The organism is Betaproteobacteria bacterium, from assembly GCA_016194905.1.
Classification (GTDB): domain Bacteria; phylum Pseudomonadota; class Gammaproteobacteria; order Burkholderiales; family JACQAP01; genus JACQAP01.
The window spans coordinates 105,875-124,110 of record JACQAP010000029.1 but is presented as its reverse complement, the minus strand read 5'-3'; the positions used below and the strand labels follow the sequence as shown (position 1 = coordinate 124,110).

Here is an 18,236-nt window from a genome sequence, read left to right as displayed (position 1 = left end):
TTACTCATCCACTCTCGCAATCGAACATCTCACGCCATACTGTCAAAGCCGGCGATAACCCGTCGGTCTGCGCCAACTGCCTGAGCGCCACTCGGCGCGCAAGTCGCTGCGCGCGGGAATAGGACGACACATCTCGCGCCGGCTCGGCAGCGCGCACCGCGGCGAAGGTATCCGACTTGGCTTTGCTGCACGCCGGGTCGCCGTGTACGGCGAGCAAAGACTGAAACGTCTCGTGTCCGCTCGCATCGAAAGGTACCCGCTTTCCATGTCCGTCGTGAATCGCACTTGCCGGAAAAATCTCCACGCTCGGCACCACGCCCTCGGGCAGCGGCACATTCGCCGAATGCGTACGCCGGTGCCTGAGCAGATCCGGCAATACATGAGTGTGAGGTCCGTCGGGCGTTCTGCCGTCGGACTTCGGAATCGGCGTGCGCACCTCGACACGTCCCAACCGGGACATGAATACTCGCGCCGGACTCATGGCGGGAATCTCGCGCAGCAATTCCGTCGCCAGCACCGGCCGACCGCCGCGCGCAGGGTACGCAGTATCGCGGCATCCGAGGTGCGCACGCAGATGTCGCAATGCGACGCGCCGATGCCGAGATCGAACAGGACCGCTTCGCGATCTTCTTCCTGCAACGCCCCGGCATCGGGGCCGAGTTCAGTCACCGTCGTGCGCCCGCTCATCGCGCCGGCGGTCGCGGGAAGGCACAGCTCGATACCGTGCATCCATCCGTCTCCCGCCGAAGGCCGCTCCCACGCGATCGTCCGGACTGCGGGATCGAATTGCAATCGGATGCCTCCTCGCGCCGTCACCGCACCGTGGGTGGACAACGCAACCGGCTCGTCGGCATCGCGGTGAAACTCCGCGATCGCGCCGAATGTGCCGATGGCCCAACTCGTCCGCGGATCGGTGAGATGGCGGCTGATGAGATCGACGGGACTCACTGGTGGATTCACTTCAGGACCTAAGCCGCTGCGGCGCTCAACCTCCGGTGCGAACTGTGTCATATAGAATAGTTCCATAAGCATCCTGGGTACCCGACAAAGATACCTCGATAAACTAAAGAAATGGCAGATTGTTGCGAAAACAAAGCGTGCGCGATGGAAACCCTCGGGAAGCGGCAAGGCACGACCCTCAGGACGGTGCTTGCCATCAATGCGGTGATGTTTGCCGTGGAACTGGCCGCCGGCGTTATTTCGGGGTCTGCCGCCTTGCTGTCGGATTCGCTCGACAATCTCGGCGATGCACTCACTTACGGATTGAGCCTGTATGCCGTGTCGGGGGGCGCACGAACAAAAGCCAGGGTTGCGCTTTTCAAAGGCGCTTTGATCTTCATCGCAGGGATCAGCGTAAGGACGCCTCATTGGCCCGCGGTCTTGCAGACTAAGAAGTGTTGATGCCAGATCCCGCCGCAACCGTATCTAGGCGACGCTCAAATCGAAAACAATCACCGCCTTCAACTGAAAAATAAGGAACTTTGGCGCCACTTTCGGGTTCGGAGGATTGGAACAACTAAATGTTGTGGCATATACTGAGAATATGAATCGCTGGAGATCCATTCTGTCTGTGCTGATCGCGCTGTGGCTCCCGTTGCAGGGCTACGCTGCGGTTGCGATGCCGTTCTGCCAGCACAGCATGACAGTGGCGTCGGCCCATCCTGGGCATGCCGATCATTCCCAGCATCATCATGACGTTCATTCGGATATAACTCGCGGCGATGCTCAAAGTAGTACTCCCTACTCCGGTGATGCCCACACTCCGCAAATCGCCGCAATGGGCGAGGCGAGCGGCCTGGCTTGCAACGACTGCGGCGCATGTCATCTGGCATGCGCGCCTGCAATCGTCGCGCTTGTGTCCATGCCCCTGTTGACCATAGACTCTGTTCCTGAATCGGCTCTCGCCGATTCCCCGCACTTCTTCTATCCCGAACAACCCCAGCGTCCTCCTCGGTCCGCGCTTCTCTGAGCGCGGCTTGAAACTTTGACCGACCGGCACGTCTGCCGGAGCGGTTCTTTCCTCCCGCGATAAACACTGGCCGTTTCCGTACAGCCCTGACGCGACACTCCGTGTCACGGCATCCGATCCCCCTTGTCGGGAACGGAGCGCCGGACCGCGAACAGATTGAGGATTTCGATAAAGCCGAGGATTTCTATGAAACCCAGGTCACGCAAACCATTCGGCGTGCTGGCAGCGACCCTGCTACTGCCAGCCTGCGCCACGGTGTCCACGCCCGGCTATCCAAGACAGCACCCGGCTAACCCCGACGCAATCCAAGTCCCCGCGCCGACTGCATCGAGCGCGCTAGACAGCTATCGACCGGCGCCAGCCAGGAAAGACCTGTCCGGGCAGCCTTCCGCACCCGCAGACCCCTCCAGCCACGCCCGACATGGCAGTTCCGCGCAAGAGCCTGCCGATGAGTCCAAGGAGGACAACGATGACCAGCACTGAATTCAGACTGGTGCCCTGCATCAGGACGGTCATCGCCTTCGTGCTCGGTGCATTCGTGCTCGGCGGTTGCGCGACGGTACAGCGCGAGGCTCGCTTCCCGGAAGTGCAAAGCGCGGTTGCGGACCATCTCGGCCAGAAGGTCGAGTGGAATCGCGACGGCAAGGGCGATGAGCGGGCGCAAAAAGCCTTGCGCACGTTGCTGCGGCGGGAACTCTCCGCCGAAGCTGCGGTGCAAGTCGCTCTGCTCAACAATCGCAGGCTGCAGGCGAAATTCGAAAATCTGGGTGTTGCCCAGGCGGACCTGGTCGAAGCCGGTTTGTTGGACAACCCGATGCTCGGCGTTGGTGCACTAATCCAGGACGCCGGCACAGAGATCGACCTGGACATCGTGCAAAACTTCCTGGGTATTTTCACGCTGTCGGCACGCAAGAAGATCGGACGGGCGGCGGCCGAACGCGTGACGCTGGAAGTCTCCGGTGACGTGCTCGATCTCGCGGCGCAAGTGCAGTCCCAATACTACCGTGTGGTTGGCGACGCCGAGACGTTCGGGCTGGCGCGCCAGGTCGTCACTTCCACAGAGGCCGCTGCCGAAATCGCGCAACGACAATATGCCGCCGGTAACCTGAGCAAGCGCGAGCAAAGTCTGCAGCAGGCCTTCTACGCGCAAAATCTCCTGGAAGTCGCGCAGGTCGAGGCGCAACTCCATGTGGACCGGGAGAAGCTGACGCGACTGATGGGTTTGTGGGGCGCCGACACCGGCTGGAAATTCCCCAATCGCCTGCCGGAAGTCCCCGCAACGCTGCCAACGCTGGACCAGATTGAAAAGCTGGCGATCTCCCGACGCATGGATCTGGCCGCCGCGAAAAAAGAAGCGGAGGGGCTGACGCATGCGGTCAACCTCGCGCGCGACTTCCGCTGGCTGGGACCACTCGGGATCGGCGTGCAATTCAAACGCGACACCGACGGGGAAAAGTCCTACGGCCCCAAGATCGAACTGGGGTTGCCGATTTTCAATCAAGGCCAGACCCGGATCGCGCGGATCGAGTCCGAACGCAAGCGGGCCGAGGAACAAGTCGCTGCACTGGCGGTGGACATTCGTTCCGAAGCGCGCGAAAACCGCGGTCGAGTCATGGCAACGGCGCATACAGCGAAGCATTACCAGACCGTGCTGCTGCCGCTGCAGCAGACCATCGTGGCCGAGACGCTCAAGTTCTACAACGGCATGTTGATCGGCGTCTATGACCTGCTCCTCGCCTCGCAGAGCCAGATCCAAACCGGACGCCAGTACATCGCCGCGAACCGCGATTTCTGGCTTGCCTGGACCGAACTCGAACGGGTGGTCGGCGGGCGGATCAGGCTGCCGACAGTCGCAGGCGCGGCTGAACCCCCATCCGCATCGCCAACTGAACCTAGCACGGACGCCCCTGCGGACAACGCTCACCAACATGGAGACAGGCAATCATGACGACTCGTCGCGACATTCTCAGAGGCGGAGCGGCACTGCTGGCCGGCGGAGCGGTATCCGCAACCTTTCGCAAGGCCAATGCCGCCGAGAAATCGGCGGCCGCAACCAAACCACCGGCCCCCATGCCGCCGGGCGGCCATTACACACCGGTGGTCACGCTCAACGGCAGCACGCTGCCGTGGAAAATGGAAAACGGCGTCAAGGTCTTTCATCTGATCGCGGAGCCGGTAAAGCGCGAATTCGCACCAGGCATGGTCGTGAACTGCTGGGGTTACAACGGTTCCACACCGGGTCCGACGCTCGAAGCCGTGGAAGGCGACCGCGTGCGCATCCTGGTCACCAACAAATTGGCCGAGCACACCACGATTCATTGGCACGGCATATTCCTGCCCAACGGCATGGACGGAGTCGGCGGCCTCACCCAACCTCACATTCAACCGGGCGAAACCTACGTCTACGAATTCACGCTGCGGCAGAACGGCACTTTCATGTATCACCCGCATGCAGACGAGATGGTGCAGATGGCGCTGGGCATGATGGGGCTGTTCATCGTGCACCCGACGACACCCGAGAATCCGAGGATAGACCGCGACTACGGAATCATCCTGCACAACTTCGACGTCAAGCCCGGCACTGCGCGGCCGGACGCATCGGTAATGACCGAGTTCAACATGTGGACGTTCAACAGCCGAGTCTTCCCCGGCATCGATCCGATGGTCGCGCGAGTGGGCGAACGGGTGCGCATCCGGGTCGCCAACTTATCGATGCACGAACATCCCATCCACATCCACGGCACCGCATTTGAGGTTACCGGCACCGACTCGGGCTGGATTCCCCATACCGCCCGCTACCGGGAAACCACCATGCTGGTCCCGGTCGGCAACATCCGCGTCGGCGAGTTCATCGCGGATGCCCCCGGCGACTGGGCCTTCCACTGCCATAAATCGCACCACACCATGAATGCCATGGGCCACGGCGTTCCCAACATGGTGGGAGTCAAGCACGACGATCTCGCCGACAAGATCGGTGACCTGGTGCCGGGCTACATGGCGATGGGACAGAACGGCATGGCCGAGATGACCGACATGGTGGAAATGGGCATGCCGCTGCCGGAGAACACCCTGCCGATGATGATGGGCGCAGGTCCGTTCGGGCCGGTGGAGATGGGTGGGATGTTTACGGTGGTGAAGATACGCGAGGACCTTGCTCCCGGCGACTACGGCGACCCTGGTTGGTACAAGCACCCCGAGGGCACGATCGCCTGGAAGTTGGAAGACGGCGTCCCGCCCGCGACCCCGAACGAGTCCGCCAGACACAAAGGTCACTCACGTTAACGGTTCCATGCAGGACACGCCGTCGGTCAATGCACCAAGACCAATGGCGTTTAATTAACTTTGACAACCCGGATGGAGAACCACATGAAATCAGTTTTTCTTGCTACTTCACTTGCATTGAGCATGACCGCCTTTGCGGCACTGGCGGCAGACCAGCACGGCGTGCACGGCGATGGTCCCAAGGCGGAAGCGAACACGGGGGCAGCCCACGCGGGCCACGGCAAAATCAATTCCGTTAACTTGGAATCTGGGACGGTCAACCTGACCCACGATCCGATCGAGAGCCTCAAATGGCCGAAGATGACCATGGATTTCAGGGCGCGCGATCCGGCGATATTGAAAGACCTCAAACCCGGCACCCAGGTCGACTTCGAACTCATGAAGATGGGTGATGGTTACCACATCATGAAGATCTCGCCGTCCGCCAACTGAACCGGCCGGACTTCCGTTATGCACGATGTATCTTTCCGAAGAATCGGGGGCTAGCGATGAAATCCTTTATAACAGCGTTGCTCATTGCGGGTGTATTGGTTGCATCGGCATTTGTTTTTGTCTATGCCGGGATTTTCAACGTCGCGGCGGATGCACCGCATTCCGCTTTCACATACACGATCATGGAAACCGTTCGTTCCCGTTCGATCGCGGTACGAACCAAGGATGTTCAACCGCCTCCACTTGACGATGCAAAATTAATTGAAACGGGTGCCGAGCACTACGCGGCCATGTGCGGCGGCTGCCATCTCGAGCCAGGCAAAAAAGATTCCGAGATTCGCGCCGGACTCTATCCGCAGCCGCCCGATCTGACCAAGCACCTCCACGCAAGTCCCGCACAAGAATTTTGGGTGATCAAACATGGCATCAAGATGTCCGGGATGCCGGCTTGGGGCCTGACCCACGATGATGCAAGCATCTGGGGCCTGGTCGCGTTCCTGCAGAAATTGCCTGACCTCACCCCGGCCCAGTATCAGGCCCTTGCCAAGATTGAAGAAGAATCTCACCACCAGCATTCGCACGATCACCATGACCACACCGGCGCTTCGAAGAACTCTCATCACACGGAGGGCACCCAGAAAGGGGAGCATCACCACCACGAGCAATAGGACCAGACTGCGAATTGCACCGGCAGGTAGTGCATCACCATGTTCAGTATTGGTCTGAAGACTCAGAAGGAGAAGAAATATGGTCGAGAGGGCGCAGGCGTCGCGTTCTCGCTCGCAGGACCTCGCCAACCGCACCGCATCGTGGCTGACTTATATCGCGCTCGGGCAAGCGACGAACTTCCGCAACATCACCGGCCAGGGCGCGGTCGCGAAAGTCGGCGGACGTGGTCCTGGTGAGAAGCCATCCTCAGGACGTTGCCGAAATTCTCCGGCTGTCGCGTGCCACCTACGGCAAGATGGTGCAGAACCTGCTCTGGGCCACCGGCCACAACACGATCGCCATCCCGCTCGCCGCCGGAGTCACCGCAAACTTTGGCTTCCTGATGTCGCCGGCACTCGGCGCCGTGTTCATGTCGGCCAGTACCATCATCGTCGCTATCAACGCACAACTGCTAGAGCGGACGGCGGCTTCATGAGGGCTTGAGTCCGGGTTGGGTTTCCTCACCCAGGAGCCATAGGACGCCGCCGGAAAACAGCATGGCAACGGCGACGAACCAGAAGCCGCTTTCAATAGAACCGGTAAAACTCGCCACCAATCCCATACCCAGTGCACCGACACCGTACCCGATATCGCGCCAGAAGCGGTAAATCCCGATGGCGGAGCCGCGCCAGTTCGGATGAGCGATGTCCGCGACCGCGGCGCTCAGATTCGGATATAGGAGCGCCATCCCGAAGCCGCTCAGCCCGGCACACAGCGCCCACCACAACACGTCATCGAAACCGAGCATCAGACCCACGCCGGCCCCGCAAAGCCACATGCCCCAGACATTGAGCCTGTGCCGGCCCACACGGTCGGAGAGTTTCCCGGTGAAAAGCTGCGCGCCGCCCCACACGAATGCGTAGGCGCCAACCACCCAGCCGATACCGCTGATGCCGACACCATGGCGGTAAAGGAAGACCGGGAAGAACACCCATACCAGCGCATCGACGAACTTCTCGACCAGACCAGCCTGGCTCAGCGCCATCAATCGTTTGTCACGCCATGACATGAGGGTAAAGACTTCCCAGGTCGAAGGCTCGTTCGAGATATTTCTTGGATACCGTGGCAGGTGTTTGGGCGGGTTCGTCAAATGTCTTGCTGCCTCGGCGCTCGCCCAAGGTCGCGTATCCTTGACCCACACGATCGTGAGCACAGTGGCGAGCACAATAACGGTTAGCCCGAAGACGGCAACTCCATTGCGGGCGCCGAATTCACTGGCAAGATAACCGGTAATGATCCCCGCGCCGGCAACTCCGACGTAACCGGAGAACTCGTTTAGACCGATGGTGAGTCCGCGCTGTTCAGGCCGGGTGATATCGAGCTTCGCAGTCTGGGTCATCGACCAGGTGAGCCCCTGGTTGACGCCGAGCAGAACCGTCGCCGCCACGATCCAATTCCAGCTTGGTCCCCACAGCAGCATCAGCGGAATCGGTAACGCAACGAGCCAGCCGAGCAGCAGCACCCGCTTGCGCCCGATGCGCTCGGAGAGCCGGCCGGCAACGAAATTCATCACGCCTTTCACGAAACCGAACGCGACCACAAACGCGCTGAGCAACATGAAGGAGTTGCGGGGTACACCGAACTCGCTCTCCGCGAGTGCCGGCACAACCGTGCGCATCATGCCGATTGTGAAGCCCACCAGCAGCACTTGCAGCAACTGATGAGCGAACTGGTCGAGGTTATGGCGGATGCCGTGCTGGAGTTCGCCGGCGTGAGACATGACTGGCTGGTTCGTGAGCGTCTTCAGCCGGCAATGTTGGCCGCGACAATCTGGTCCATGTTGGCGGGACGGACCGGAATCTCGCGCACCACGTACTCGATGAATTTTTCCCGGTCGTTGATGGACAGGGCTGGATTCCAGCGCTTCTCGAAGCCCAGAGTCGAGGACGGTTTGCCCGAGAGCCCGGCGCCACAAACGCTTCCCGCCTGATGGCCGGGAAAGATCTCCAACGTGTCGGGCAGCCGCAGAATCCTTTTCTGCAGAGTATCGAAGAGGATGCCGGCCATTTCGCGCTCCCGTCCCGCGAGGTCCGGCCTGCCAACCGCGCCCACGAACAGCGTGTCTCCGGTCAGAACAAACCAAGGCTCATCACCGCGGCGTTTGTCCGTGACCACAAGCGACATGCCATCCGGCGTATGGCCCGGGGTGTGCATGACCTTGACTATCGTATTGCCGGCTTCGATGGTCTGGCCGTCACGCAGCGGCGTGAAGGAAAATTTCACGAAACCCTGGATGCTTTCGTGCAGGCAGTAGGCCGCGCCGGTCATCGCTGCCAGCTTGCGGCCACCCGAATAGTGATCGGCGTGGATATGCGTGTCGATCACATGGGTGATTTCGGCCTTGGCCTTGCTTGCCTGCTCCACGAACCAGTCCTCATCTCCGGCCACCACATCGACCGCTACGGCCTTCCCCAGTGTCCCGCAACCGAAGAAGTAGGAAAGTGAAGACTCTTTGGTGGCGAGTTGCTTGAAGAACATTTCTTTCTCCTACCCGTAGGGCGGGTCATTAAAAATGAACACTGCTATCAGCATGTCCTCCCCGAGCATGCTACTGCTCGATCGGCAACCCGCGCGCCCTCCATTCGGCCACGCCGTCGTCCAGCTTGAAGGCTTGAAAGCCACGCTTCTGCAGAAGCAGCACTGCATCCTTTGCCATCATGCAGAACGGGCCGCGGCAGTAAGCCACCACCGGCTTGTTCTTCGGCAATTCGTCCAGCCGCCTTTTGAGTTCGGTGAGCGGCAGTGACCGCGCGTAGGGAAGGTGTCCAGCCGCGAATTCGTCCTCGGGGCGCACGTCGATAACCACGATCTCACCGCTCTTTGTGCGTTTGAGGATCGTTTCCCGGTCTACACCCCGCAGATCATTGCCATGGGTGACAAGCGAGTTAAGCCCCATCCGCAGATCGACCAAGCGCTCTTCGGCCAAACCCCGGAGGCTCACCCAAAGGCCGGCGACCCCATGGTCCGCCAGCCGATAGAGCACGTACTTGCCTTCCTTCCGTGTTTCCACCAGCCGGGCACTACGCAGTTCCTTAAGATGGGCGCTAGCCAGCTTGACGCTGATATCCGCCTGCCGCGACAGCATTTCTACTGGTTTCTCGCCTTGGCACAGCAACTCGATGAGTTCCAGGCGCTTGGGGCTCGCCAGTGCCTTGCCGATTCGGCTAACCTGCTCGTACAGAAGATTCTTCAGTTCCCGCATACGATTTAACGATCTAACGATCGTTAGAATGTAATCCCGATCCTCCACATCTGTCAATCGGGGTTTAGGATCGTGAGACGGAAACCCGCCGGTAAGCAGGGACAGATTAAATTGTCCGGATAGCACGGCTGTTGCCCGAGAGGCCAGGGAATCTGCACTGAACCGACCACCAGATGAAATTTCAAGGATTGCTGAAAATACCCGAACTGAACGTGGTGATCTTCTCCTTCCTGCTCAACCTGGGGTGGGAGGTCTGGCAGGTGCCGTTCTTCCGGGGGATGGCCGATCAGCCGCACTGGCTGGGCGTGAAGGCCTGTACGCAGGCGACTTTCGGTGATGCGGGAATCGCGCTGGCCGCGTTCTGGGTCACAGCTTTCTTTGCCAGGACCAGAAGCTGGATCATACAACCGAGCAGACCGGATATCGCAATCTTTATCGGCGTCGGACTTGTAGCAACAATTATCTTTGAAACACTGGCCACCGGGGTACTCGAGCGCTGGGTCTACAGCGACGCGATGCCGCGCCTGCCGATCTTGGGGACTGGGCTTCTGCCTTTGATTCAGTGGCTCGTAATGCCACCACTCGTGGTTTGGTTCGTACGTCGCCAGATTGGCACAAGATTTACCGGGTGACTTAATCGGCTTGGGCGGTACTTGAGCGGACTTGGAAATGGCAGATTTCTGCTTGCCCGGATCTTGAAGGTGTAAAAGTCGCGACTTCTACAGCGAGGGGTCTAGATGACGTAACCATCCACGACCGGCCCCTCAAACCATACCTCAACCTTGTAGGAGTGGCCATGGAGTTCCGGCATGTCCGGAAGCCGATGCGCTGCATCGATGGTAAAGCGTTTGAAAACCTTCACATTGCCACCTTCCAATGTCTGTTCTATGGGACTGATGCTATGGAATGCCGATGAATTTGTGCGTCTGCGGGCTTAGCCGCCATTGGGGATGCTGCAGGCAGTACTGGACCGCCAGCGTAGTGTTCTCACCTATCTGCGGTCCATCCATGGGTTGCAGAAAAAAATGTTCGAAGTCCCAGTCTTCGAACTTGCCCGGTTCGGCGCCGGATTGCGGGAAAACAAGTTTCAGCTCATCGCCATTTCGTTGGACGACAGCGCTACCGGCTTTAGGACTCACGCAGATCCAATCCAAGCCAGCGGGTGCCGCGACCGTGCCATTCGTTTCCACGGCGATCACGAAGCCACGTGCGTGTAACGCCTCGGTCAACGCGGAGTCCATCTGCAGGAGGGGCTCTCCTCCCGTGCAGACTACGAACCGCCTGCTTTCGTCCTCGGCTAACCAAATTCGCTCGATCTGCGCCGCCAAATCCTCAGCCGAGCGGTACTTGCCACCATTGACTCCGTCCACACCGACGAACTCTGTATCGCAGAAATTACAGACTGCGGTTGCCCGGTCTTTCTCTTGCCCGCTCCAGAGATTACAGCCTGCAAACCGGCAGAAGACGGCCGCGCGCCCCATGTTTGCGCCCTCTCCCTGGAGGGTGAAGAAAATTTCCTTTACCGCATAAGTCATACGACGGAGGGGCCCTCCCTGCCACGAAAAGCCGCGTAGCCTCGTGCGCGTAATTCACAAGCCGGACAACTACCACACCCATAGCCCCAGTCCCACCGCCGCGAGCGATCACCGAGGTAGCAGGTGTGTGTGTCCTCGACGATGAGATCCACCAACTTGTCACCGCCAAGCTCGTGAGCAAGACACCAGGTTGCGGCCTTATCAATTCGCATAAGCGGAGTGTCGATTACAAAGCGTTTGTCCATACCGAGGTTGAGCGCCACCTGCACCGCCTTGATCGTGTCATCTCGGCAGTCCGGATAACCCGAAAAGTCGGTCTCGCACATCCCTCCTACGATGATTTTATGGCCACGCCGGTAGGCCACAGCCGCTGCCGCAGCGAGAAAAAGAATGTTACGCCCCGGAACAAAAGTGGTGGGCAGACCGCTTTCGTCGATCTCGATGGCCACGTCACGAGTAAGCGCCGTGTCGCTGATCGTCTTAAAAAGTCCCAATTCAAGCACCTTATCTTCACCGAGCCGCTGCCCCCAAACCGGGAATTGTGACCGTATACTCGCCAACACCTTGTTTCGGCATTCGAGTTCGATCGCATGCCGCTGGCCATAGTCAAATCCGACAGTCTCAACACGACCGAAGCGCGTCAGCGCTGAGGCGAGACAAGTCGTGGAGTCCTGCCCGCCGGAAAAAAGAACCAATGCGCTTGAATTTGCTGCCACTATGCTCGCCTTGGCTTCAGGTGACGCTCGAGGGTCGGGCGTTACACTTTCACTGCGCAAGACTTCGAAATCCGCCAGTCAAAAGTTTAGCCTGTATTTTTTGCTTTATGTGAATCAGTCGCTTGCGATGCTCGCCAGATGGCATTGACACTACGCTCGCAACATACCTTCGAAAGTCGTGACTGCACGGCAAAGTCGCATCGCGGAACGACTGAATTAACCACAGCAGCCATGCTCATACTGTTTCGGAGGACACTTTTCCGTGCCATAGCTGCAGAACACGCAGCAGTCGCCCGGTTCCGGGCGGAGAAGCGCCCTGCAATTCGTACACTCATAAAAGAACAAACATGCGTCGGTCGGCATGATTTCTTCCTTGTCAAAGCCGCATTTTGGGCAGGTGATCATGCTTTCCAGCACAAGCGTCATTAGTGCACCCCTCTGACGGACGTCGGGAATCCAACTGATGTTATCGCCTTCGCCAGTTCATCAGGACTGGTTTTCTTTGGGTCATAATTGACCTCGGCAATCCCGGTTTTGTAATCCACTTTGACGTCGGACACACCCGGAACTCTTTTCAACGCGGTTTTGACCGTGATGGGGCAAGCTGCACAAGTCATGCCCTGCACTCCCAGCGTCACTGTCTTGATTGCGTCAGCGGCAAAGATGCCCGGGGAGAGAGCCAGGAATATCACAAACATGAAGGACCGGAACATGATGGGTTCCTTTCAATAGAACCAGTGCGCGTAGAGGGGGAACAGGAGCATTGCGGCGGCAATGATCAGAAGAATCCAGAGCGCGATTTTCTGTCGAACGAGCGTCGCGGGCACCGCACAGGCTTCGCCGGGCGCACACCGCCGCGGGACGACGTAGAGCCGATGAAATGCCACGCCGAAGAACAGCGCCGAACCACCGATGAAGATCGGCCGGAACGGCTCCAGCGCGCTCAGGCCGCTTACCCAGACACCCCCGATTCCGAGCGTGACCAGCAGTAACGGACCGAGACAACAGGCGGTGGCGCCGAGCGCGGCGAGCGCGCCCGCAGCCAAAGACGTGCGGGCAGAGGGTGGCGATTGCATGGGAACTTCTCTCCTTCTGACACAATCTTAAACCCGTACACTGGTACGGATTCAAGCGCAAAGGGATGCACATGAAAGAACCCAAGGAGTCGACGATTGGCGGCGTCGCGCGCGCTGCAGGGGTTAATGTAGAAACCGTCAGGTACTATCAGCGGATGGGGCTGGTACCTGTGCCTAAGCGGGTCTATGGAAGTTTTCGCGATTACCCGCCGGAGATCGCAACACGGGTTCGCTTCATCAAGCGCGCACAGCAGCTCGGATTCACCTTGGCTGAAGTGAAGAATCTGCTTGCCCTCGAGGATGGTCGGAGTTGCAGCAAGGCCCAAAGTTTGGCCGCGAAGAAACTGGCCACCGTAGAGGCCCGGATTGCGGACCTCAACCGCATGCGCCGTACCTTAAAGAATCTGATAGCCCAGTGCGGCGCCGGCGGCGGAAGGATCAGATGCCCGATCATTGAAACGCTGGCTCATGACAACACCTGATGGATCTCCTCGTCAACGAATAAGGATTAAAGACTCGACACCATGGTGCGAAAGGTTCTGTCTATCTTAAAGAGGTGCGCAAGGGTCCGCCTTGCGTACGCAGCCGGGGCAAGTATTTGAACGCCTTGTGCAACCGGGGTGTACTCGCGGCGTTTGGTGCCGCTGTTCTGTTCGGCGCCGGCAACCCCCGCAGCGAAGTTGCTGCTCGGCCCGGTGAGCCCCTGGCTGCTCGCGGGACTACTTTACCTGGGATCGGGACTCGGACTTTTCGCACTGCGACTCTTGCGGCGGGCCGAGCCAGTCAGACTGACGAGGAGTGAGTTCGGCTGGTTGACCGGCGCGATTGCTTCGGGTGGCGTTGTCGGCCCGGTGCTGTTGATGTGGGGACTGGCAAACATGTCGGCGTCGGGCGCGTCGCTGTTACTGAATGCAGAAGGCGTCTTCACGGCGCTGCTGGCATGGTTCGTCTTCCGCGAGAACTTCGATCGCCGCATTGCACTCGGGATGGCGCTAATCGTGGCGGGGGCCGTCGTTCTGTCCTGGCCAGGCGAGGCCGGGTTCGGCGTTGCCCTCCCCGGGCTTGCCGTGTTGGGCGCGTGTCTCGCCTGGGCGATCGACAATAATCTCACCCGCAAGGTGTCGTTGGCCGACGCGACTTTTGTCGCAATGGTGAAGGGGCTGACGGCAGGCGCCATGAATACGGGATTCGCACTGGCCTCCGGCGGCACATTGCCCGGGACGAAGATCCTGATCGCCGCAGGCGGAATCGGCTTCCTCGGCTATGGCGTCAGCCTCGCGCTCTTCGTTGTCGCGCTGCGCCATCTTGGGACAGCGCGCACCGGTGCCTACTTCTCCACCGCTCCCTTCGCCGGCGCTTTGATCGCCCTTCCCTTGCTCGGCGAACCTGTGACGGTCCAGTTAACGCTCGCCGGCGCGCTGATGGGGGCCGGCGTGTGGCTGCATCTCACTGAGCGGCACGATCACCGACACTCTCACGAGCCACTCGACCATGAACACGGACACGAACATGACGTGCACCATCAACATCCACATACAGAGGGACAATCGGCAGACATTCCGCACCAACACCCGCATGTTCACGAGCCGTCGACGCATACACATCCGCATTTTCCCGATACGCACCACCGCCACCTGCACTGACATCTTCGGTAAACGCCATGACTGCGGGATGGAAACCGGGTGATTGACCTCGGCAATCCCGGAGCAGATCAACAAGCTTGCCGGCCAACGTCTTGCCGATGGAATTCGTGAAGCTTTCGTGACGGCGGCGTGACATCTTCGGACCAGACTTCCTCCCGTGCGCCAGGATTCTGTGCGCACGAACCATATCGAGGAGTCTGTCATTGGCATACAAACCCTGGGGCACGGCTTGGCGTGTTGCTGCATTAGTCGGCTGCGTTGCAGTGAGCCCGGTCACGTTCGCCCAAATGGCGTTTGAGCGTACGCCCTGGAGCCTGACCGCCGAGGGCTACGCCAATATTGTCGCCGGCCGCAGCTTTGACGAGGATGGCGAAGAGGCAAGAGGTGATTCGAGGGTAGACGCCGGTCTGCGCCTGCTCGCTTTGCGCCATTCGGCCTCGGGCACTGCGTTCGGCGTACGCGCCGAGGTGTTGTCCTCACCGGAAGACAACCTCCAGGCGGGCGAGCGCAGCGTGCTCGCGCTCGGTGAATGGGGGCGACTGGAACTGGGCAAACGTCAGGGATTGCCGGTGACCCTTACAGGTTATGCACCCAATAACTTCACGTTTACCGGAGCAGAATTCAGTGTGTCTTCCGGGCGGGGACTCGATCCCGGGGGTACGCTCGCCACCGCCTTTCTCTCACCGGCGCTGGCCGCACGCATCGACACGATCTCGACACTTGGCTTCGCCACCACGCTCTTCAACGACCAATCGGGAAAACTGATCTACATTGCACCCAAGACCAACGGATGGCAGTTCGGCGCGTCGTATTCTCCGGATGCAGAAGATCAGAAAAGCCGATTCAAGGATATCGCACAGGCAGGTGTTACCCGTGAGATTTATACCGGGCGAACCGTTTATAAATTTGGCGGCAGTTTCGCGTATGCACGAGGCGGTCGCGACTCGACCGGCAACCTCACCGTCAGCGATCTTCACTCGCTGAATGCTGGAATCAGTGCCACGTTCGTTGACGCGCTGACACTCGGCGCTGCGTTCACTTACGACGGCGACTCGGGACTCGTCCGTGGTCCGTACCTGACCGACGCTCATGGCGTGAGCGTCAGCGCGAACTACAACACGGGCCCCTGGACTATCGGCGGCTATGCGCAGCGAGCACGCAGCGAAGGCGATACGGGCCTCCCTGGAGCAGATGTGCTGAACGTGGCGCAATTTGGAATCTCATATCGCATCAGCACACGGATGCGTCTATTTGCCGCCGCCTATCGATATCGCTTCGACGACGAGGGCGGGTCAGCCGGCCGTTTCGATGGCACCGTCCTGCTCGGTGGGGTACGGCTGACGCTGTGAGCCGCACATCTGAAGACATTAATCTGGACAACTGAAAGGAGAAATGAATCATGAACAAATTCGAACACGCAACGATCGCCCCGGCAATTTCCATGTTGCTTGCGACCGCCGCCGGTGCGCAGGTGCACCCAGAGAAGCCGACCTGGAAGTATGAGAAGTGCTACGGGGTCGCCAAGGCAGGGAAAAACGACTGCTTTACTGCGAAGACGGCTTGCGGCGGCACGGTCAAGCGGGACCGTGTCGGGGACGCCTGGATCTACATCCCCGCGGGCACTTGCGAAAAGATTGTCGGCGGCAGTCTCAAGCCGATCGAGGGGTAGCGAGGATCAATGCGCGCTGATTGATTGCCCTCGGATGCCGTAAGCCGCACTGGAGATAACGAGCAAGCGGCCCGGCCAAAAAGTTCATGGTGGAGCCGAACTTTCTCGAAATCGCCGGACCTAACGAATATGCACACCGTCTACGGATTGACCAGATGATCCACTCCTTGCTGATCCGGGTACTTGTACTCGGAGTAGCCTTGTGGCTGCCATTCCAGGCGGTTGCCGCGGCCAGTTCCTCCCTTTGTCCGGCCGCGATCGGGGACGACGCGAAGAATATGTCCACACCTGCGGAGCAGATGGACTGCCAGCAAATGCCGGCAACCAATTACGGTAGTGCGGCATGCAAGCTCTGTTTTTCCTGCGTTTTTTGTCCCGCTTCTTTCGTTAAAGACGCCCACTCCTCGCTACCGCTAAAGCCAGCGCTCGCGCTTGGCCTGCGGATGCCCTGGAGCGTGGTGACTTTCGTAACGACGCCTCCCGAGCACCCCCCTCACACGGACTTCCTTCTGGTCTAGCTGTTTACGTTGCGGCAAGGCTCATCGCGAGCTGAGTCGTAACGGCTTCGATGGTCCATTGCGTGCGCGCATCAAGCGCGCGGCAACCCATCGCTACTAAACAAGACAAGATAGGAGTCCATCATGCGCATCGTCACGACGATCGTATTACTGACCCTGAGCGGATTTGCCGTACTGGCGGATGCCGCAAAGGAGCCAATGGATTTGCAGGAGAACAACCCTTCGATTACCGACAAACGCGGAAGCGACGTCTCCGCGAAGAAAGAGGCCAGCGTTGTTCGCACACATAGCGGATCTTCGTCCCGCTATCCGTCGAACGTCATGGGACGACGGTAGGTCTGGCATTGCGCTTTCCTACCGTTATTTAACCAATTCGTTTTTTCTCGATGGAGGTAGAACGCTTGAGGACGCATAAGACCAACTAGCACGCTGTCCAAGAGCGGGAGGGATATGAAATATGCCCCTCCCCTCTTGGGTTCTTTGGTGGGATTTGCGGCCGTGGGAATGAAGGCTGGAACGAAAAGGATCGCTTTTCATTTTCTGGCACTTATTGTCGGCAGCAGTAGATTGCGGCCGGCGTTCAATTGTGTTTATTAATGGAGATACGTCATGAACAAACTATTGTTTGGAACAATTGCTGGTATCGCGTTAACCCTGTCGGCCGTTGCGCACGCTGCAACTGACGCTTCGACGACATCAGAGCAAGCATTGCGCTCGAAGCAGATTGACGAATGCTTCCAGGCGCACGCAGTGCTAATGGAAAAACCGGCCATTAGAAACCGTGTCAATTGCTGGATGGCGCATCGTCATCTGATGCGAGGCTAAGGGCGATGTGCTGGCGACTCCGGGGCCACCTTGGAACCAGGTGGTCTCGGGGTTCGCAGCAATGAAAACTATGTCCCTCGGTGAACGACGGTGCAATCTAGCAGCCGGTTCCAGAGAAAGAGGGGGACAAAGCTACGATTTCCCCCTTCTTCGAGTTCTTGGATGTTGCTGCAATGTGATGCATCCATCCTGCCCACCGAGAACGTAGATAAGAGGATGGGCTCGACCGGCCTACGGAATATGCTCTACAATGAAGTGCCAATTTTCGAGGATTCAACCCGGCGCCATGAATAGCGGGTTTCGCCAACTGAGTGTTGCCTTGGGCCGTGTTCTGATCGGCGCGATGCTGTTCGCTCAATTGGTCAATGCGGGTCAGGCATGCATCATGCCGCCGCTTTCTCCGGTCATGGCATTCGCAAACGCGGATCATCACAGTCACTGCGCCAAACGGGTCAATCCCAATAGTTGCCTGCAACAGTCGACCGCAACCGATCAAAGCTTCAGCCAAGCCGAGCTTCCGGTGTCGGGAATGCCCGATGTGGTGGTTCTTACCCTTCCTCGTGAACTTGTCGCGACGACGTCATATATCGTTGCGACGGCCGTACCGCACCGATCTACTGATCCTCCGCTCTCGATTCGATACTGCAGTTTCCAGCTTTAG

General features: G+C 59.1%; 24 protein-coding genes and 1 pseudogene. 14 read left to right on the top strand and 11 right to left on the bottom strand.

Annotation, left to right across the window (positions count from 1 at the left end):
• Nucleotides 1-4: 4 nt before the first annotated feature.
• A complete protein-coding gene (locus HY067_20050; protein ID MBI3530246.1) occupies nt 5-481 on the bottom strand; it encodes a hypothetical protein in 477 nt (158 codons plus the stop codon).
• Entirely contained in the window at nt 478-1,011 is a 534-nt protein-coding gene (locus HY067_20045) for a hypothetical protein (GenBank protein MBI3530245.1), read from the bottom strand. Before HY067_20045 ends, HY067_20050 begins: the two co-directional genes overlap by 4 nt.
• A gap of 60 nt (nt 1,012-1,071) precedes the next feature.
• Here HY067_20045 and HY067_20040 point away from each other — a divergent pair, with 60 nt between their 5' ends.
• Complete coding sequence (locus HY067_20040) at nt 1,072-1,401, top strand: cation transporter (GenBank protein ID MBI3530244.1); 330 nt, start codon at nt 1,072-1,074, stop codon at nt 1,399-1,401.
• Nucleotides 1,402-2,073: 672 nt separating this feature from the next.
• Here HY067_20040 and HY067_20035 read toward each other — a convergent pair.
• Complete coding sequence (locus tag HY067_20035) at nt 2,074-2,232, bottom strand: hypothetical protein (GenBank protein ID MBI3530243.1); 159 nt, start codon at nt 2,230-2,232, stop codon at nt 2,074-2,076.
• Nucleotides 2,233-2,438: 206 nt separating this feature from the next.
• On the opposite strand from HY067_20035, the gene HY067_20030 reads away from it, so the two are divergent.
• The 5 genes and pseudogenes from HY067_20030 to HY067_20010 all read left to right on the top strand — a co-directional run bounded on the left by HY067_20030 (nt 2,439) and on the right by HY067_20010 (nt 6,827).
• Nucleotides 2,439-3,917: a TolC family protein gene (locus tag HY067_20030; GenBank protein ID MBI3530242.1), complete on the top strand. Its 1,479-nt coding sequence runs from the start codon at nt 2,439-2,441 to the stop codon at nt 3,915-3,917.
• A complete protein-coding gene (locus HY067_20025; protein MBI3530241.1) occupies nt 3,914-5,251 on the top strand; it encodes a copper oxidase in 1,338 nt (445 codons plus the stop codon). Before HY067_20030 ends, HY067_20025 begins: the two co-directional genes overlap by 4 nt.
• Nucleotides 5,252-5,323: 72 nt before the next feature.
• Nucleotides 5,324-5,683 carry a copper-binding protein gene (locus tag HY067_20020; protein ID MBI3530240.1) on the top strand — a complete coding sequence of 120 codons (360 nt, stop codon included), beginning with the start codon at nt 5,324-5,326 and terminating at the stop codon, nt 5,681-5,683.
• A gap of 56 nt (nt 5,684-5,739) precedes the next feature.
• Nucleotides 5,740-6,351 carry a cytochrome c gene (locus tag HY067_20015; protein ID MBI3530239.1) on the top strand — a complete coding sequence of 204 codons (612 nt, stop codon included), beginning with the start codon at nt 5,740-5,742 and terminating at the stop codon, nt 6,349-6,351.
• A 212-nt stretch (nt 6,352-6,563) separates the two neighbouring features.
• Nucleotides 6,564-6,827: pseudogene (locus HY067_20010) on the top strand (heavy metal translocating P-type ATPase).
• On the opposite strand, the gene HY067_20005 reads toward HY067_20010, so the two are convergent.
• From HY067_20005 to HY067_19995, 3 genes are all read right to left on the bottom strand, one after another.
• Nucleotides 6,822-8,111, bottom strand: coding sequence for an MFS transporter (locus HY067_20005; protein ID MBI3530238.1), 1,290 nt, complete (start codon nt 8,109-8,111; stop codon nt 6,822-6,824). The pseudogene HY067_20010 and the gene HY067_20005 sit on opposite strands and share 6 nt — an antisense overlap.
• 23 nt (nt 8,112-8,134) lie before the next feature.
• Nucleotides 8,135-8,869 (bottom strand): MBL fold metallo-hydrolase, encoded by a 735-nt coding sequence (locus tag HY067_20000; protein MBI3530237.1) that lies wholly within the window; start codon nt 8,867-8,869, stop codon nt 8,135-8,137.
• 70 nt (nt 8,870-8,939) lie between these two features.
• The gene (locus tag HY067_19995) at nt 8,940-9,593 is read right to left on the bottom strand and encodes a metalloregulator ArsR/SmtB family transcription factor (GenBank protein MBI3530236.1); all 654 of its coding nucleotides are present in this window, start codon (nt 9,591-9,593) and stop codon (nt 8,940-8,942) included.
• A gap of 173 nt (nt 9,594-9,766) precedes the next feature.
• Here HY067_19995 and HY067_19990 point away from each other — a divergent pair, with 173 nt between their 5' ends.
• Nucleotides 9,767-10,225, top strand: a complete 459-nt coding sequence (locus HY067_19990; protein ID MBI3530235.1) for a hypothetical protein — start codon at nt 9,767-9,769, stop codon at nt 10,223-10,225.
• 101 nt (nt 10,226-10,326) lie between these two features.
• Here HY067_19990 and HY067_19985 read toward each other — a convergent pair whose 3' ends face one another.
• The 5 genes from HY067_19985 to HY067_19965 form a co-directional block, all read right to left on the bottom strand.
• Entirely contained in the window at nt 10,327-10,455 is a 129-nt protein-coding gene (locus tag HY067_19985) for a 6-carboxytetrahydropterin synthase (protein MBI3530234.1), read from the bottom strand.
• Between the two features lie 37 nt (nt 10,456-10,492).
• Complete coding sequence (queE, locus tag HY067_19980; GenBank protein ID MBI3530233.1) at nt 10,493-11,128, bottom strand: 7-carboxy-7-deazaguanine synthase; 636 nt, start codon at nt 11,126-11,128, stop codon at nt 10,493-10,495.
• Nucleotides 11,125-11,844, bottom strand: coding sequence for a 7-cyano-7-deazaguanine synthase QueC (gene queC, locus HY067_19975; protein MBI3530232.1), 720 nt, complete (start codon nt 11,842-11,844; stop codon nt 11,125-11,127). Before queC ends, queE begins: the two co-directional genes overlap by 4 nt.
• A 425-nt stretch (nt 11,845-12,269) precedes the next feature.
• Nucleotides 12,270-12,542, bottom strand: coding sequence for a cation transporter (locus HY067_19970; protein ID MBI3530231.1), 273 nt, complete (start codon nt 12,540-12,542; stop codon nt 12,270-12,272).
• A 27-nt stretch (nt 12,543-12,569) separates the two neighbouring features.
• Nucleotides 12,570-12,920 carry a mercury transporter MerT gene (locus tag HY067_19965; protein MBI3530230.1) on the bottom strand — a complete coding sequence of 117 codons (351 nt, stop codon included), beginning with the start codon at nt 12,918-12,920 and terminating at the stop codon, nt 12,570-12,572.
• Nucleotides 12,921-12,991: 71 nt separating this feature from the next.
• Here HY067_19965 and merR point away from each other — a divergent pair, with 71 nt between their 5' ends.
• The 7 genes from merR to HY067_19930 all read left to right on the top strand — a co-directional run bounded on the left by merR (nt 12,992) and on the right by HY067_19930 (nt 18,236).
• The gene (gene merR / locus HY067_19960) at nt 12,992-13,402 is read left to right on the top strand and encodes an Hg(II)-responsive transcriptional regulator (protein ID MBI3530229.1); all 411 of its coding nucleotides are present in this window, start codon (nt 12,992-12,994) and stop codon (nt 13,400-13,402) included.
• A 162-nt stretch (nt 13,403-13,564) separates the two neighbouring features.
• Nucleotides 13,565-14,563, top strand: a complete 999-nt coding sequence (locus HY067_19955) for an EamA family transporter (protein MBI3530228.1) — start codon at nt 13,565-13,567, stop codon at nt 14,561-14,563.
• 203 nt (nt 14,564-14,766) lie between these two features.
• Nucleotides 14,767-15,912 (top strand): porin, encoded by a 1,146-nt coding sequence (locus tag HY067_19950; protein MBI3530227.1) that lies wholly within the window; start codon nt 14,767-14,769, stop codon nt 15,910-15,912.
• 50 nt (nt 15,913-15,962) lie between these two features.
• Entirely contained in the window at nt 15,963-16,232 is a 270-nt protein-coding gene (locus HY067_19945; protein ID MBI3530226.1) for a DUF2282 domain-containing protein, read from the top strand.
• A gap of 641 nt (nt 16,233-16,873) precedes the next feature.
• The gene (locus HY067_19940; protein MBI3530225.1) at nt 16,874-17,086 is read left to right on the top strand and encodes a hypothetical protein; all 213 of its coding nucleotides are present in this window, start codon (nt 16,874-16,876) and stop codon (nt 17,084-17,086) included.
• A 273-nt stretch (nt 17,087-17,359) separates the two neighbouring features.
• Nucleotides 17,360-17,575 carry a hypothetical protein gene (locus tag HY067_19935; protein ID MBI3530224.1) on the top strand — a complete coding sequence of 72 codons (216 nt, stop codon included), beginning with the start codon at nt 17,360-17,362 and terminating at the stop codon, nt 17,573-17,575.
• Nucleotides 17,576-17,861: 286 nt separating this feature from the next.
• Nucleotides 17,862-18,236, top strand: coding sequence for a hypothetical protein (locus HY067_19930; GenBank protein MBI3530223.1), 375 nt, complete (start codon nt 17,862-17,864; stop codon nt 18,234-18,236).